General features: G+C 39.4%; 14 protein-coding genes. 3 read left to right on the forward strand and 11 right to left on the reverse strand.

The window, feature by feature from the left end; genetic code table 11:
- Nucleotides 1-8: 8 nt before the first annotated feature.
- The 7 genes from guaB to EFY79_RS07240 form a co-directional block, all read right to left on the reverse strand.
- The gene (gene guaB / locus EFY79_RS07210) at nt 9-1496 is read right to left on the reverse strand and encodes an IMP dehydrogenase (protein WP_123119999.1); all 1488 of its coding nucleotides are present in this window, start codon (nt 1494-1496) and stop codon (nt 9-11) included.
- 254 nt (nt 1497-1750) lie between these two features.
- On the reverse strand, nt 1751-2851 hold the full coding sequence (gene dprA, locus EFY79_RS07215; RefSeq protein WP_123120000.1) for a DNA-processing protein DprA: 1101 nt from the start codon (nt 2849-2851) through the stop codon (nt 1751-1753).
- A 38-nt stretch (nt 2852-2889) separates the two neighbouring features.
- Nucleotides 2890-3081 carry a type II toxin-antitoxin system HicA family toxin gene (locus tag EFY79_RS22015; protein WP_123120001.1) on the reverse strand — a complete coding sequence of 64 codons (192 nt, stop codon included), beginning with the start codon at nt 3079-3081 and terminating at the stop codon, nt 2890-2892.
- On the reverse strand, nt 3081-3284 hold the full coding sequence (locus EFY79_RS07225) for a type II toxin-antitoxin system HicB family antitoxin (RefSeq protein ID WP_148041871.1): 204 nt from the start codon (nt 3282-3284) through the stop codon (nt 3081-3083). The genes EFY79_RS22015 and EFY79_RS07225 overlap by 1 nt, the downstream gene beginning before the upstream one ends.
- 36 nt (nt 3285-3320) lie before the next feature.
- Complete coding sequence (locus EFY79_RS07230) at nt 3321-5234, reverse strand: OmpA family protein (RefSeq protein WP_123120003.1); 1914 nt, start codon at nt 5232-5234, stop codon at nt 3321-3323.
- A gap of 85 nt (nt 5235-5319) precedes the next feature.
- Nucleotides 5320-5901, reverse strand: coding sequence for a 7-carboxy-7-deazaguanine synthase QueE (locus EFY79_RS07235; RefSeq protein WP_123120004.1), 582 nt, complete (start codon nt 5899-5901; stop codon nt 5320-5322).
- A 220-nt stretch (nt 5902-6121) separates the two neighbouring features.
- Nucleotides 6122-7003: a bifunctional 5,10-methylenetetrahydrofolate dehydrogenase/5,10-methenyltetrahydrofolate cyclohydrolase gene (locus EFY79_RS07240; RefSeq protein WP_123120005.1), complete on the reverse strand. Its 882-nt coding sequence runs from the start codon at nt 7001-7003 to the stop codon at nt 6122-6124.
- Nucleotides 7004-7179: 176 nt separating this feature from the next.
- On the opposite strand from EFY79_RS07240, the gene EFY79_RS07245 reads away from it, so the two are divergent.
- From EFY79_RS07245 to EFY79_RS07255, 3 genes are all read left to right on the forward strand, one after another.
- Nucleotides 7180-8022: a hypothetical protein gene (locus EFY79_RS07245; RefSeq protein WP_148041872.1), complete on the forward strand. Its 843-nt coding sequence runs from the start codon at nt 7180-7182 to the stop codon at nt 8020-8022.
- A complete protein-coding gene (locus EFY79_RS07250; RefSeq protein WP_123120007.1) occupies nt 8000-10087 on the forward strand; it encodes a ComEA family DNA-binding protein in 2088 nt (695 codons plus the stop codon). The genes EFY79_RS07245 and EFY79_RS07250 overlap by 23 nt, the downstream gene beginning before the upstream one ends.
- A gap of 113 nt (nt 10088-10200) precedes the next feature.
- Nucleotides 10201-10593 (forward strand): hypothetical protein, encoded by a 393-nt coding sequence (locus EFY79_RS07255; protein WP_123120008.1) that lies wholly within the window; start codon nt 10201-10203, stop codon nt 10591-10593.
- 4 nt (nt 10594-10597) lie between these two features.
- Here the strand turns inward: EFY79_RS07255 and EFY79_RS07260 are convergent, their stop codons facing one another.
- The 4 genes from EFY79_RS07260 to cobA all read right to left on the reverse strand — a co-directional run bounded on the left by EFY79_RS07260 (nt 10598) and on the right by cobA (nt 16546).
- On the reverse strand, nt 10598-12127 hold the full coding sequence (locus EFY79_RS07260; RefSeq protein WP_123120009.1) for a TSUP family transporter: 1530 nt from the start codon (nt 12125-12127) through the stop codon (nt 10598-10600).
- 106 nt (nt 12128-12233) lie between these two features.
- Nucleotides 12234-13901 (reverse strand): NADPH-dependent assimilatory sulfite reductase hemoprotein subunit, encoded by a 1668-nt coding sequence (locus tag EFY79_RS07265; RefSeq protein ID WP_123120010.1) that lies wholly within the window; start codon nt 13899-13901, stop codon nt 12234-12236.
- 115 nt (nt 13902-14016) lie between these two features.
- The gene (locus tag EFY79_RS07270) at nt 14017-15705 is read right to left on the reverse strand and encodes a diflavin oxidoreductase (RefSeq protein WP_123120011.1); all 1689 of its coding nucleotides are present in this window, start codon (nt 15703-15705) and stop codon (nt 14017-14019) included.
- A complete protein-coding gene (cobA, locus tag EFY79_RS07275) occupies nt 15695-16546 on the reverse strand; it encodes a uroporphyrinogen-III C-methyltransferase (RefSeq protein WP_199727476.1) in 852 nt (283 codons plus the stop codon). The genes EFY79_RS07270 and cobA overlap by 11 nt, the downstream gene beginning before the upstream one ends.
- Nucleotides 16547-16558: the final 12 nt, after the last annotated feature.

Consider the following 16558-nt stretch of genomic DNA (forward strand, 5'->3'; position numbering starts at 1 on the left):
TGAGGTTATTATCGGCTGTAATTCGGCGCTTCCTTGGTTATTTCCACGTCATGGGCGTGGCTTTCGCGCATACCTGCATTGGTAATTTTAATGAAAGTTGCGCCCTTTAAAGCCTGGATATCTTTTGCTCCACAATAACCCATGCCTGCCCTTAAGCCGCCCGTAAACTGGTGAGTTACTTCCGACAAAAAGCCTTTATAAGCTATGCGACCCTCAATTCCTTCAGGAACAAATTTCTTTGTTTGGGATTCATTGTCCTGGAAATAGCGATCGCTGCTTCCCTGCGCCATAGCGCCTAAAGAGCCCATTCCGCGGTATTGTTTGAATTTTCTTCCTTCGTAAATAATTGTTTCACCCGGGCTTTCTTCTGTTCCTGCAAATACGCCGCCCATCATTACACAATCGGCTCCTGCTGCAATGGCTTTTACCATATCGCCCGTATAGCGGATACCGCCGTCTGCTATGATGCCTACATTTTTATTTTTAATGGAATCATAAACTTCGAGCAAGGCAGTGATCTGCGGAACACCCGCGCCTGCCACTATTCTTGTAGTGCAGATGGAACCCGGGCCTATGCCTACTTTTACTGCATCAGCGCCAGCCTCCGCCAACGCCCTGGCACCGGAAGCTGTAGCGATGTTGCCTGCAATCACTTCAAGGTCTTTGAAATCTTTTTTAATTTTCTTTAATGCATCCATCACGCCTTTGGTGTGGCCATGAGCACTGTCGAGCGCAATGGCATCTACGCCTACCTGCTGCAGTGCATAAACCCTGTCCATGATGTCATGAGTGATTCCTACTCCTGCGCCCACAAGCAATCTTCCAAATTGATCTTTAGCAGCGAGCGGGTGATTGTGCACCTGTAAAATATCACGGTAAGTGATGAGCCCTTTTAAAATTCCTTTTTTATTTACGACCGGTAGCTTTTCGATTTTGTGTTTTCTTAATATAGATTGGGCTTTCTTTAAATCGGTTCCTTCGGGCGCTGTGATTAGGTTTTCGGAGGTCATTAATTCACTTATCGGGCGCTTCATATTGTCTTCAAACCTGAGATCGCGATTGGTTAAAATTCCAACGAGCTTTCCTCGGGTATCAATGATCGGAATGCCTCCAATCCTGTTTTCTTTCATTAAATGCAGCGCATCACCGATGGTGGCATCGTGCATAAGTGTGATGGGATCAAGGATGAGGCCGCTCTCGCTTCGCTTTACTTTTCTAACCTGCGCCGCCTGTTGTTCAATGCTCATATTTTTATGAAGAAAGCCAAGACCGCCTTCCCGTGCCAACGCAATTGCTAAATTGGCCTCTGTCACGGTGTCCATCGCAGCGCTTAGCATTGGAATATTGAGCGTAATATTTTTTGTAAGCCGGGTTGATGTATTTACGTCGCGCGGTAAAACTTCACTGTATGCAGGAAGCAAAAGCACATCATCGAAGGTTAATCCTTCTCCAAAAATCTTTTTTGTGTGGGAAGATGGGTTATTTATTGTAGCCATGAGCAAAGGTAAGAAAAGTTGGATTATAAGTTGTAAGCAGTAAGTTGTAAGTATTAATCAGTAGAATAGTAATCACATATTTTTGTTCGTTTACTGCTGAAGTTTGAATGGGAGGTAAGAGAAAGGCCGAAAGGCCGAAAGGCAAGAGACAGAAGACGATTCGCAATTCCAATTTATTAACTCCACTCATTCATAACTCATAACTCATAACTCATAACTCATAACTCATAACTTACAACTTACAAGTCGCCATATCAATTCATCTTATAAATTTTTCCTGGCAAGGAGAAAACGACACCCTGCATTTCAAGCATCAGCAAGGCCTGTGCAACCGCGCTGCTGCTGAGTTTGCTTTTAAAATGCAATTCATCAATATGTACCTGTTCCTGCGCTTGTAAAATATCAACTACAATTTTTTCCTCCGGAGAAAGCTCAATAAATAATTCTCTTTGTTTTTTGAGAGCAGGCTTTTGCACTTTCTTCCATCCCATGCTTTCTATTAATTCTTCTGCAGATATGATTAGGGTAGCCTTATTATTTCTGATAAGATAATTGCAGCCTTCACTTTTTGTGTCGCCGGCCCTTCCCGGAAAAGCAAATACGTCCTTATTATAACCATTTGCTAATTCAGCGGTAATAAGCGAACCCCCTTTTATGCCCGATTCTATCACTACAATGGCGTCGCTAATTCCAGCCACAATCCTGTTCCTTCCGGGAAAGTTTTGTTTGTCGGGATTGGTATTATTTTTAAACTCAGTAAGCAAGCCTCCTGCCGAAATCATTTGTTTGGCCAGCGTGGTGTTTTGTGGAGGATATACTCTGTCTAATCCATGCGCCAACACACCTACAGTTTTTATATTATTTTTTAGAGCGCTTTTATGAGCGATACTATCAATTCCAAATGCGAGTCCGCTCACGATTAATACATCTTCATTTGCGAGATCGCCAACTAATTTTTCAGTACTAACTTTTCCATAATCATTATGATTTCTTGTTCCTACAATAGCGACAATTTTTGAACAGTTTAAATCAGCGTTTCCTTTATAATACAGTAATGCCGGGCTGTCATAGCTATTTAATAATCTTTGCGGATAGTTTTTGTCAGTTAGAAAAAGCGGAGTGATTTTATATTTTTTTATAAATTCGATTTCTTCTTGTGCGCGGCTAAAATCTTTGAACTGCAAAATAGAATTCACTGCTTTTGGGCTAAAGCCTTCGATGGATTCAAATGCTTTTTTGGATGCGTGGAAAATGGATGAAGCTTCACCAAAGTGATTGATTAATGCTTTTGCTCTTACATCGCCAATATTGGGAACAAGCGTTAATGCGATTTGATAAAGCAGTTCGTTTTGCATGATAGAATTTAACTGCTGTAAAATAATTAATTTTCCTTTTAGAATTTAGGAATTTCTAATTGTTTGCAAATTAAACTGCAAAGGTTTTTGTCAAGATGTGGATGTCGTGGAACTGAAGTCTTTTTCTTAGTAATGCTATTTTGATAGATGTCATGTTTGGCGCCATTTCGGTGCAGGTAGCAATTATTTTTTTGTAGATGGCTGAGAAATAAATTTCTTTTTACAGACATCAGGAAATAATTAAATCTTCTTCAAGAATTTTGGTAATGTTATCTTCTTCACTTTGCATATCTTCCAAATATAGCTCAAGAGCATCCAATACATTTTGTCTGGCCTCTTCAACGGTTTCTCCCTGTGTTAAAACAGCAGGAATTTCTTTTATTGTTCCGATAAAAAATTCCTCCCCTTTGCTTATTACTATAGTAAGTTTCATGTTCTTTTTATTCATTCTTAAAATTACTAAAAATTCCTAATTACTTACCACTCTCAATTCAGTTCTCCTGTTCATCGCGCGGCCTTCGTCTGTTTCATTAGTGGCGATAGGATCTGCTTCTCCAAAGCCTTTGTAAGACAGGCGTTCTTTTCGAACTCCCTTGTACAAAAGATAGTTCACCACAGCGAGCGCACGGCCTGTTGAAAGTTTTATATTATCAGCCGCAGTTCCAACATTGTCCGTATAACCGTTTATTTGGATTTTCATGTTTGGATTTTCATTCATCAATCTGACTACATTATCCAATTCGCTGATTGATTCCGGTTTTAGATCAGTTTTTTTAGTATCGAAAAACACATTTTTCAAAATCACTTTTGCATTGGCTTCAATGGGTTCCAAAGGAATGTCTACATGGTAAACTGAATCCGAAGAAATGTTGCTCATGTCATAATTCTGCGAATAAAATAAATAACCTTTCCGGTGAACATTAAATGCATAATTTTTCCCGACAGGGATTGTTACCAAATAATTTCCCTCTTCATCAGTCTGTAGTTTGCTAATCGTTTGTCGTGTATCCACATCCGTTAGTACTACTGTAGAAGGCAGGCCCGCTTTGGTTTTATTGTCATATACTTTTCCTTCTGCCCACAAAGTTTTTAAAGGGCGCAAATCTTTTCTCAGCTCAAAAGTATAAATGTCGAGGCCGCCTTTTGAATCCGTCTTATCGCTGGAATAGTAGGCGGTTTTGCCATCGGCGGCAACTATCATCGATCCTTCGTCGCCAATGGTATTGATGGGATAACCTAAATTTTCCGGTTTGCTCCATTTGCCATCGGCCTGTTTTCTTGTTACAAAAAGATCCGGCTTTTCGCTGTAGCCGGGCAATCCTGATGAATTGAAATACAAGGTTTGATTGTCGGCATGGATAAACGGTGTGCTTTCATCGCCTGCCGTATTAATTTCGGCGCCTAAATTTTCAGGCACAGTCCATCCTGTTTCAGTTCGGTGGCTTACCCAAATATCCCTTCCGCCAAAGCCGCCTGGCCTGCTGCTGCTGAAATACAAATCTCTTTTATCAGGAGAAAGCGACGGCGTAGATTCCCAAAATTCCGTGTTGATATTTCTTCCTAAATTTTGCGGTTCGCTCCACCCGTTTTTGGTAAGAAATGAAATATAAATATCGCAGCTTCCATTTCCCTGTGGAAAATTACAACCGGTAAAAACCAGCCATTCGCCATCCTGCGAAATGTTTTGTGCGCCTACATTATATTCATTGGAATTTATTTTTCCCTGCAGCGGAAAAGCTTTTCCCCAAACACCATTTACACGGTCGCTTTCGTAAAATGTTTCCTTGTTTTGAATCCTTCTTGTAAAAATAAATTTCTTACCATCAATAGTTAACGACGGAAAATATTCCAGGTCTGAAGTATTAATGCTGTCTCCAAGGTTTTGAGGAGCAAATACATAATTTTTTTCGGGATGGGTGTTTGCATAATTGATGGCAAATTCATACGTTTTTTTTCTGAATTCGCCTGCCCTGATGCTTCTGTCATTCAATTTTGGAGAAGATAAAAAAGTAGTTACTGCTTTTAAAGCATCTTCAAACCGGCCGCAGCCTGCAAGTGAAATAGAGTAGGGGAGATAATAATCCCGCGCGAATGCAGAATCAATAGCAAATGCTTTTTCAAAGTTGGAAACGGATTGCTGATAATCATTCATATCAGCATATATCCCTCCCAGTGATAAATACGCATCAAGATAGTTCGGAGAAATTTTTAAAGATTCACCTATCATTTTAATCGCAGAAGTGTAGTCGCCGTTTTGCGCTTTATTGATTGCCAAAGTGTAGATAGTGATTGCCTTTTTATTTATTTTCATCGGGTCATATCCCTGTGAATTTGAAACAAAAGACAAAAAGCAAAAAATGATAATGATGGAAAATTTATGCATTCGGGGTTTATTAGTTTAACGAATTTAACCCGCATTTATTTAAGATGTTGTTAATCGTCGCAGAGTAGCAACACACATCGCATCTCTACGGCACATTGATGTATTTATGCATCTGCAACGAAAATCTCCACCGTGGATTTTGTTTGATGTAATCAATAATCATGGGCGTTACCTTTTCTGATTTTCCCCATTCCGGTTGGAGATATAGCTTGCAGGAATCAGAAACTTCTGCTCCATATTTTTCCGCCCAGTCGAAATCTGATTTATTAAAAACAATAATTTTTAATTCGTTTGCTTTTTCTAAAATGCCCGGTAATGGCGGTTTAAATTTTTTTGGAGAAAGACATATCCAATCCCAGGTCCCGGTTAATGGAGAAGAACCCGAAGTTTCAATGTTGGTTGCAAAGCCCTCTGCTTGTAAGGCAGATGTCAGATATTCCAGATTATAAAGAGTCGGCTCTCCACCAGTAATAACCGCCAATTTCGCGGGATACTGTTTTGCTTTGGCAACAATTTCTTCAATGCTTTGCAAAGGATATTTTTCTTCATCCCAACTTTCTTTTACATCACACCAAACGCAACCCACATCGCATCCTGCCAGCCTGATGAAATAGGCTGCTTTCCCCTGGTGAAAGCCTTCGCCCTGCAGGGTGTAGAAGGATTCCATTATGGGTAAGTTGGTGAGTGGAGGCATTAAATTATTATAATTATTAAATTATTGAATTATTTTATTGTTCGATTGTTTTATTTGTTTTGTTGGTGAAATATTCAAAGTTAGCGCAGTGAGCAAACAAATAAGATGATTTTTTATTTTCTGCTAAATGCAATGCTTAATGCAGCAGGCTAAAAGGTAAATGCTGAAAGCCAAAAGCTAAAAGCCAAAATTCTCAACCCTCAACTTTCAGCGTTGCTGCTTTAAATGTATTCATCAACAAAGCCGCGATGGTCATGAGTCCTACGCCTCCAGGCACGGGGCTGATATAGCTGCATTTGGGCGCCACATTTTCAAAATCTACATCACCTTTTAAAGCAAAGCCACTTTTTTTTGAGGCATCTTTTACGCGGTTGATTCCTACATCAATTACTACGGCATTTTCCTTTACCATATCTGCCGTTACGAATTTCGGTTTCCCTATAGCAGCTATAATAATATCTGCCTGCCGGCAAACAGAAGGCAAATCTTTGGTTCGTGAATGGCAAAGCGTTACGGTGGCATTTCCTGTTGCATTGTTCCTGCTTAATAAAATACTGATGGGCGTTCCTACGGTATGGCTTCTTCCGATCACTACTACATTTTTCCCTGAAGTTTCTATTCCATAATGTTGTAGCATCAAAAGAATGCCGTAAGGTGTAGCAGAAATAAACGAAGGATAATCCAAAACCATGTTGCCTACATTAACAGGATGGAAGCCATCCACATCTTTTTCAGGACGAATGCGCAGCGTTACTTTTTTTTCTGATATGTGGGGTGGCAGTGGCACCTGAACCAAAATGCCGTCAATATTTTCATCCTCATTCAGTTCATCTATTTTGTTTAATAGCTCTGCTTCAGTTATCGTTGATTCATATCGCACCAGCGTAGATAACATACCTATTTCATGGCAATTCTTAACTTTAGAATTCACGTAGGTTTCGCTTGCGGGGTCGTTGCCCACTAAAATGGCCGCCAGATGAGGCACTTTTTTATTCGCGGATTGTAAAGCAGCAATTTTATTTTTTAAATTTTCTTTGATGGCTGCTGAGGCCACTTTTCCTTCTAATAATTTCATGGCGCAAAAGTAAAGCAGGTTGGCGGATTATTCTTATGTTTTAGAGATTACGTTTAGGATTTGAAACAAATTCAATAGTCAATAATCAGCTTAATTATTTGGGCAAAAAAAAGAATTTTCACTATTGCCTGAAAGTATTTAAATTTATTTTTCATACTACACCTAACTGCATTGCTGTGAGAAAATTTTATTTCATCTATTGTATTCTGCTTGTTTCAACTGCTGGTTTTTCACAGGCCGTTAAAACAAAAATATCCGCACCTTATATTGGCTTGGGCGCTTATAGTATTAAACATGCAAATACTTTTTCCGTTACTTCTAACCAGGCTTCCCTGGCGCAAATAAAAACCCCATCTGCGGGTGTTTTTGGAGAAAATCGATTTTTAATGGCCGAAACAAGTATGTATTCAGCCATAATTGCTGTGCCTACAAAGGATGGAAATTTTGCTTTCCAGGCAGACTATTTTGGTTTCAAAAATTATAATGAATCGCAACTGGGAATTGCTTATGCAAGAAGCGTTGGAAAGAATTTTGACCTCGGCATAAAGTTTAATTATTATGCTTTCCGCATTCCACGCTATGAAAATCCTTCGACTGTAACTTTTGAGATTGGTGCCATAGCACATGTAACTGAAAAGCTAAATGCGGGTATTCATATTTACAATCCGGTAGGCGGCAAATTTTCAAAAACTGAAAATGATAAACTGGGTTCAATTTATTCCTTTGGTTTGGGATATGATGTTTCTGAAATCTTTAATATCAGCGGTGAAATAATTAAGGAGGAAGATGCTCCGGTGAATGTAAATGTAGCGATGCAATACAACTTTGCCCGGCAATTTTTTGCCCAGTTTGGTATTGCTACGCAAAACAGTTCGCCCTTTGGCGGAGCGGGCGTTTCGTGGGATAATTTCCGTTTGGACATTTGCGCGTCATACCATCCCCAGTTCGGAATCAGCCCCGGTTTAATGTTTATCGTCGATATAAAAAAGCAAAAGATTGAGGCAGAAAAAAAATTATAAAAAAATTATTCCGGTTTTCTTTTCCATTTTCACAATGGGAATTTCAACTGCTGCCTTATGCCAGGAAATTTCAACAGAACCGCCTGCTTATATTCAACAGGAGCTGGAAGATTTAACTGCGCAAAATGAAGATGCAGAAACAGAGGATGATTCGTATTTACAAGAGTTACAGTATTACGTAAGGCATCCTCTTAATTTGAATGATGCGGATGCAAATGCGTTGCAGCAATTGAAAATATTGAGCCCGGTTCAAATTGAAAGCCTTCTCTCTTACAGAAAATTGCTGGGAAATTTTTTATCTGTTTATGAATTGCAAGCCGTTCCCACATGGGATTTAAATTTGATAAACCGTATCAGCCCTTATGTAACTGTAGCGCCAAAAGCGGATGTTATTCAATCTATCCGAAAAAGATTGTTCGATGGAGAACAATCTTTGATGGTAAGAACACAACAAGTGTTGGAAAAATCCAAAGGCTTTTTAGTGAAGAACGATTCAGTAAAAAATTTTTATCCGGGTTCGCCGCAGAAATTATTATTACGCTATAAATACCGGTCAGGCAATTATTTGCAATATGGATTTACTGCTGAAAAAGACGCCGGTGAACAGTTTTTCAGGGGCGCTCAAAAAAATGGATTCGACTTTTATTCGGCTCATTTTTTTGCCCGGAATTTGGGAATTATAAAATGTGTTGCGATTGGCGATTATGCGGTAAATCTTGGCCAGGGATTGACACAGTGGCAAAGCCTGGCGTTTAATAAAGGACCTGCTATTATAAATGTTTTAAGGCAGGGCGATGTACTGCAACCTTATAGTTCAGCAGGCGAAATCAACTTCAATCGTGGAATAGGAATCACTTTGCAAAAGAAAAACTGGCAATCAACAGGCTTTATAAGTTACAGAAATCTTGATGCGGGTTTTGATGCCGATACGTTGGCTGATGATATAAATGTGTCGTCATTGCAAGCCTCCGGTTATCATCGTACGGCCAATGAAATCAAAACAAAGGGAAGCCTCGGCGCGTTTGGATTCGGAGGTAACGTTTCCTATTCTCATGAAAATTTTCATCTCGGGATGAACGCTGTGCATTACGATTTTACACATGCTGTTTCCAAACCCGATTATTGGTATAACAAATATGCTCTTGCAGGAAACAGCCTAACTAATTATAGCATCGATTATTCAATTACCGTTAAGAATGCTTACTTCTTTGGTGAATTGGCGGCAGATAAAAATTGTAATAAAGCGCTGATTTCAGGTGTGGTGCTTAACACAGATTCAAAAATTTCGATGAGCATGCTTTACCGGAATTTATCCAAAGGATACCAGGCCTTATATGCCAGCGCCTTCACTGAAAACAGTAAGGCTACCAATGAAAGTGGTTTTTATTCAGGCATTACCATTACTGTAAACGAATTTTTCAGGATAGATGCCAATGCAGATTTTTATCATTTTCCCTGGTTGAAATACCGCACCGATGCGCCCACGTCGGGAAATGACTATATGGCTCAAATTACGTTTCAGCCTAAAAAAAATATCGTGATTCATTCGAGATTTCAATTTCAAAACAAACCCATCAATTTTAATCCTGAAAACTTATATATGAATCCTGTGACAGGAAGGCCTAAAAAGAATTGGAGGTCCCAATTGAAATTTGCATTAAACAAAGAAATCTCTTTCGGCTCAAGGCTTGAACTTACCTGGGTAGATAAAAATGGCGCAGCGCCGGAAAACGGATTTTTATTTTATTCAGAGATTTTTTATAAACCTTCTTTACAACCATTTTCAATGAATGCACGGTTTTGTTATTTTGAAACTGACGGTTACGACAGCAGAATTTACGCTTTTGAAAACGATGTTTTGTATGCCTATTCAATACCGGTGTTTTCCGGAAAAGGCTGTCGATATTATTTCAATCTTCGGTACAAGGTGAACAAAAAACTCTCCTTGTTTTGCCGGTTTGCTCAAACCATTTATGATGAGAAAAAAGAGATAGGAAGCGGCCTCGATGTTATTAAAGGAAATAAAAAATCAGAAATCAAATTGCAGGCGATGTATTCTTTTTAATTGATAGCTTCTCTTTATATTTTTTCTTAATAGTAAAGCAACAAATGGCTGATATTCTTATTCTATAAAATCTATCAATCCTTTTATAATTTTGTACAAGGAATCAACATACTATGAGTACTGTCATTGCTAAGCCACAGGTTGAAATAGATGAAGCCATTAAGAAATTAGTGAAGCGCCAAACCGAGCGTTGCGTGATAGTGCATTGCCGCTTTTTTTCTAAAGAGTTAAGCGCCATAAGAATCTGGCCTTCTACTTTTTTAATCCAGGATACGGGCAAAAAAAGCAAATTGATAGAACCCTTTAATATTGCGTTAATGCCTCATTGGACGCAGCATTTTGTTGTAAATGATTTTGTGAGGTTTACTTTGGTTTTTGAGGGACTAAGCAAATTATGCAAATCGTTTTATCTGCTGGAAGATATTCCTGAATCTTACGCTTTCTATTCCGGAAAAATACTGAGAAATCGAACGGACGTGTATTATACGGAGGTTTTTGTGGATTGAGTACTCAATGCAACAACGCTGCCACCACTCTCCAGACGGTAGAAAAGCTTGTAAGCATCACAAGGGAACCTACGAGAATAAACATAGTTTTAAGTGGAACCTTCCCGACAAATCTTGCTGCAATTGGCGCTGCAATAAGTCCGCCGATAATTAACCCGGCTACATCAAATAAAGGAATGCTTTTCAAAAAAATAAAGAAAGTGATAGAACTTGCAAGTACCACAAAAAATTCAGCAAGGCACACTGAGCCTACCACATAACGCGGGCTTTTTCTTTTTGAAATTAACGTGCTGGTGACCAGCGAACCCCATCCCCCTCCGGCGAAGGCATCTAGAAAACCGCCGGCTGTGGCCAGCCAGCCGACTCTTTTTACTTTCTCCTGAGCGTTACGTTTTTTAAAAGCTTTACGAATAATAAAAAAACCGAGGTAAATAGTATAAAGGGAAACAGGGATACGCACATATACAGCATATTTTTGGGCGTAGAAAGCGAGCGCTGCGCCCACAATAGCGCCGATAACACCCGGAACAACCAACGCTTTAAAAAGTTTTTTATTAAAATTTCCGAACCGGTGATGGCTGTAGCCCGATACGCCACTTGAAAAAACTCTTGCCGAATGTACCCGGCTGCTCACAATAGCAGGATTCACGCCATTCGCGAGTAAAAATGTGGTAGAAATGGTTCCGTATCCCATACCTAAAGAACCATCTGCCATTTGCGCTAAAAAACCACAAAGTACCATCATTAGAAAAGCTTTTCTATCAACAATGGAAGTGACTTTTTTAGTGGCCGCTACGATATCTTCAAAAGGGATAAAAGATAATATCGTGTGCCCCAAAATCATAAAGAAAAAAGCAAGAAGGCACCACGTTACAATTTTCTGCCATTTTTTTGTGGCCTGCTTCGCGCTTTTATTAAGCGTCGCTTTCTTTGCTACAAGCACCTTCGTAATGTCATTGAGGTTTTTTACTTTTTCATCAAAATCACCGTTCATTGAAGCGCGGATAATTCCCATGTTTTCAATAACGTTTTCCATCTCATCCGGAATGAAATCGTTAATTATCTCTTTCAATCTTTTAGCAATCGTTGGTGATTTACCATTCGTTGAAATGGCAATTTTCAGGTTTCCTTTTTTGACAATAGAGCCTAAATAGAAATCGCATAATTCAGGCTTGTCCGCTACATTTATCAGCTTTCCTGCGATGCGCGCATCATTTCGAATTACCTCGCTCGTAATAAGGTTGTTGACTGCTGCTATCACGATATCTGACTGTTCCATATCAGAAATTGAATAAGGCCTTTCTTCAATTACTATATTGGAGAGCTTCTCTGCGATTTCATAAATTTCATCCTGGATACTTGTGCTAACTAAATGAATGTTGGTAGCCGGAGAGTTTTGCGCAATAGCTTGCAATTTTTCGACAGCTACGTTTCCGCCGCCAATAATGAGCAGGCGGAGTGTTTCGAGCTTCAGAAAAATCGGAAACAGTTTATTGCCTTCCTCAATGATAATATTTTCTTTTTCTGCTACCACAAAGTATTATATTTTTCTTTTTTTTTGGCCGAATCTAACGGTTATGGTTACACGATTTTTTAACGTGTGATTTGCGCCATATATATTTTTGCGGATTCATTTTTCCTTAATTAAATAAAGTGCGGAATGTAAAATCACCGAATGATTCTGCATTTATCCTGTTTGTTTTGAACTGTCCAAAAAGCGAATCGAGTTCAGATAAAATGGAAACTTCATCAAGGCTTTCTTTATATAGTTTATTTAGCCTGTATCCCAGATGATCGCCACCTAAATTCAAATTATATTTTCCAGGGCCTGTCCCAATAAAACCAATTTCTGAAACAGATGATCGGCCGCAGCCATTCGGGCATCCGGTCATTCTTGTTATGATATTTTCATTTTCGAGGTGATGTTTTGAAAGCAGGGTTTCAATTTTGGTAAGCAATGAAGGAAAATAACGTTGCGACTCTGCAAGTGCCAGCGGGCACGTTGGTAATGCAACACACGCCATAGCATTTTTTCTGATTACAGAAGCATTCTGAGTGTGCTGTATGATGTTAAATTCTTCAAGGATGTCGTTAATTTCTTCTTTGTCTTCGGGCTTTACATCACTTACTATTGCTTTCTGATTTACAGTACACCTGAAATTTACTTTGCCTGTTTTTGCAATTTTATAAAGCGCAGACTTTATGGCAATTTGCTCAGTGTCCATCACACGGCCATTTTCAACAAATAAAGTATAAAACCAATTTCCTTTTACGTCCTGCTGCCAGCCGTAATATTCTTCCCGCTTTGTAAATGCGTAAGGCTTTGCCTTCTGAAACTTAAATCCCATGCGCTTTTCAACTTCTTCCTTAAATTTTTCTACCCCCATTTTGTCGACTGTATATTTCAGGCGGGCCTGCTTTCTGTCAACACGGTCGCCGTTATCACGTTGAACGGTTACTACTTCATAAATCGCTTTAAAAGTTTTTTCCCCCGCTTCCACAAAACCAATTTCGGTTGCTAATCTTGCATAAGTATCAGGATTGCCAATGGTGAAAGCAAGGCCGCCGCCTATGGCAAAATTGAAACCGGTTAATTTATCATTTTCAATGATGGCAATTAATCCCAAATCATTTCCAAAAACATCGATATCATTATTTGGCGGAATGCAAATGCCAACTTTAAATTTGCGCGGCAAATAAGAATCGCGGTAAAGAGGATCTTCTTCTAACTTTTTATCTGCTATTTTTTCTTCATCAAGAAATATTTCGTAATAGGCCCTGGTCTTTGGTTTCAGCATGGCGCTTATTTTAGAAGCATAGCTAAAAATTTCTTCATGCAGTGGAGATTGCACCGGATTGGGGCTGCAGGTAACATTGCGGTTATCATCGCCACACGCAGCAATCGTATCTAAATGAACGCTGTTAAAAACCTGGTGAGTCGGCTTTAATCTTGATTTCAAAACGCCGTGCAACTGGATAGTTTGCCGGGTTGTAATTTTTAATTCATCTGTTGAATCTGTGCCGGCAATATTATTCAGGGCAATCCATTGTTCCGAAGTTAAAATGCCGCCCGGCATGCGAAGGCGAATCATGAAGCTATACAATCGCTCAAGTTTTTTTTGAGCCCTCTCTTCACGACGATCGCGGTCGTCCTGCTGATACATGCCATGAAATTTCATTAACAATGTATCTTCTTCGCGCATGGCGCCTGTAAGCTCGTCTTTGATGCTTTCCGCAATTGTGCCGCGAAGCGCATCTCCTTCAACTTTTACTCTTTCTAATAATGGTAGGTTTTTTGTATCTGGCATTGTTTGTTGATAGTGAATGGTGAATCGTGATTGTTGAATTTTAGCTATAGCTTTTAGCCTTTGCCCTTTAGCATTCAGCTTTTAGCTTTTAGCGTTTGGCTTTTAGCTTTTAGCCTTAATACACATCAGTTACATATCTTCCTTCTTCTTTTAAATTTTCTAAATATTGTTTTGCATCTTCGGGTGAACGCTCGCCGGCTGATTGGATAACATCCAATATAGTTTCTTCTACATCATTGCTCATAGGGTCTTTAGAGCCACACACATACACATAGCTGCCAGCCTGCAACCATTCAAAAAATTCAGACGCATGCTTTTTGATTTTGTGCTGCACATAAATTTTTTCCTGCTGGTCTCTTGAAAAAGCGATATCCACTTTGGTAAGCAAGCTGGTTTCTACCCAATTTTGAATTTCGGTTTGGTACAGAAAATCAGTTAAGAAATGTTGTTCGCCAAAGAAGAGCCAGTTTTTTCCTGAGGCTCCGTTGGAATCTCTTTCCCATAAAAAAGAACGAAATGGTGCGATGCCGGTGCCAGGCCCAATCATAATGATATTTTTATCCTCTTCAGGCAAACGAAATTTGTTATTCGGGCACACGTAAAACTGAAGTTCGTTTTCTTCATTCAACAAGGATAAAAATTCGGAGGCAAGCCCGTGTCTTATTTCATCGTTTATGGTGAAGCAATTTTTAGCCACAGTGATATGCACTTCACCTTCATGCGCTTCAGGCGATGAGGCAATCGAATATTGCCTTGGCGTAATGGGTTCCAATATTTTTAAAACTTCGATAAACTGGTTTGAATCTTTTACCGAATAAATTTTCAACAAATCCAGGAGGTCAATTTTTGTGGAGGGGATTTCCTGCTGAACAACTGCTGCATATTTTTTTACCACGCGTTCGGGCAAATTGAGGATGTTCAGTTTTTTCTTTAAAAGATCAAAAATGGAAATCAATTGGTCCTTGTAATCAATGTTGGAAGAACCGTCTGTGCCGGTAATCAGCAATATTTTTTCAACAATTTCCTTGTTATTTTCAGGCACAATTCCGATGGAATCGCCAGGCTGATATTGAACGCCTTCTGCTTCTATTTCAATATGGAAAGTTTCTTTGTTGCTGCCCCAATCATTCAAGTTGATGTGGGATAACAACCTGCCGGTATATATTTTTTTACCGGAAGTTTTTTTAACCACCGGGGCCGATGTTGTAGAACTTGCAGATGGGCTGTCATTCAAAGAATTCATTACTTTGGAAAACCAGTCTTCGGCTTCCACATCATAATCAATATCGCATTTTTGCAACGGAGCAAGCCTTGTACCACCGAGCGTGTTTAATCGTATATCCAAATCTTCTCCTGCTTTGCAAAATAGCGGGTATCCTGAATCCCCAAGAGCAAGAACACTGTATTTTAGTTTGGATAATTTCAATTCATTCTGATGAACAAAATCGTAAAATTTTTGTGCGGCAACGGGCGGCTCTCCATCACCATGTGTGCTCATAATTGCTAAAAAGTATTCTTCTTTGGAAAGATCAGTGAGACGGTATTGATCGAGCCCCTGGATTTTTGCATTATGCCCGCGTTTCTTTGCTTTGCCTGCAAAGTCGGTGGCAAGCCTTTTTGAATTGCCCGTTTCCGTTCCGTAAACAATCGTAATTTTTTTGGTTGATGTTTTCGTTTCAACCTTTGTTGCGGGCGTGCTTTTTGAAAGAATTCCATTCAGGTATCCATTAATCCAGATGAGTTCATCGTTGGTGGAGGTATTGATTAACTCAAGTAAACTGTTTAATTTTTGCTCAACTAACATGGGTTATATTTTCAGATTGATTGTTAGGGATATATTGATTGGTAACCGGTTTAAAGTAATTTTCTCTAATGCCTGAATTCTCCATCCATTTATACGGTTCGTGCAGAGCAACTACACGGCCGATGATGACGAGTGTTGGTGAAATAAATGAATGCTGTGAACTGTTTCTTTTAAAGTCATATAAATTTTTTATCTGCACATGTTGAAAAGGCGTAGTGGCCTGTTCAATAATTGCCATTAATTTGTCCTCATGAATGTGATGACGGGTAAGCTTTTCCACCACCTGGGAAAGAGTTTCAGACGACATGTAAAACACTAATGTATCATCAGTATCAGCTAATTCTTTCCAATAATTTTCTGTTATTGCTTCGGATTTATAATAGGTAAGAAAGCGTACTGCATTAGCATAACCCCTTGCTGTGAGCGGGATTGCTGCAAAGGCCGCTGCGCCTGACGCTGCTGTAATTCCTGGTATGATTTCATAAGGAATATTATTTTTTGAAAGCGTTTCCAGTTCATCAAGTATGTTTGAAAAAACCGAAACGTCGCCACCTTTTAATCTTACCACCAGCTTGCCAAGCATCGCGTGATGCACCATTAATTCATTGATGGTTTGTTGAGGAGTTGAAATACCACGCCGGCATTGTTTTCCCACATAAATTATTTCTGCCCCGGGCGAAATAAAATCCTCGATTATTTGTTCGCTTACTAAGCGATCTGCCAATATCACCTCTGCCTGTTGAAGCGAACGTGCCGCCTTAATAGTAAGCAATTCCGGGTCTCCGGGCCCGGCGCCGGCAATTATCACTTTACCTGTTTTAACTGTTGAAAGAATTGACATATTTTACTCTAC

This window comes from Hanamia caeni (assembly GCF_003721595.1).
GTDB classification, from domain to species: Bacteria; Bacteroidota; Bacteroidia; order Chitinophagales; family Chitinophagaceae; genus Ginsengibacter; species Ginsengibacter caeni.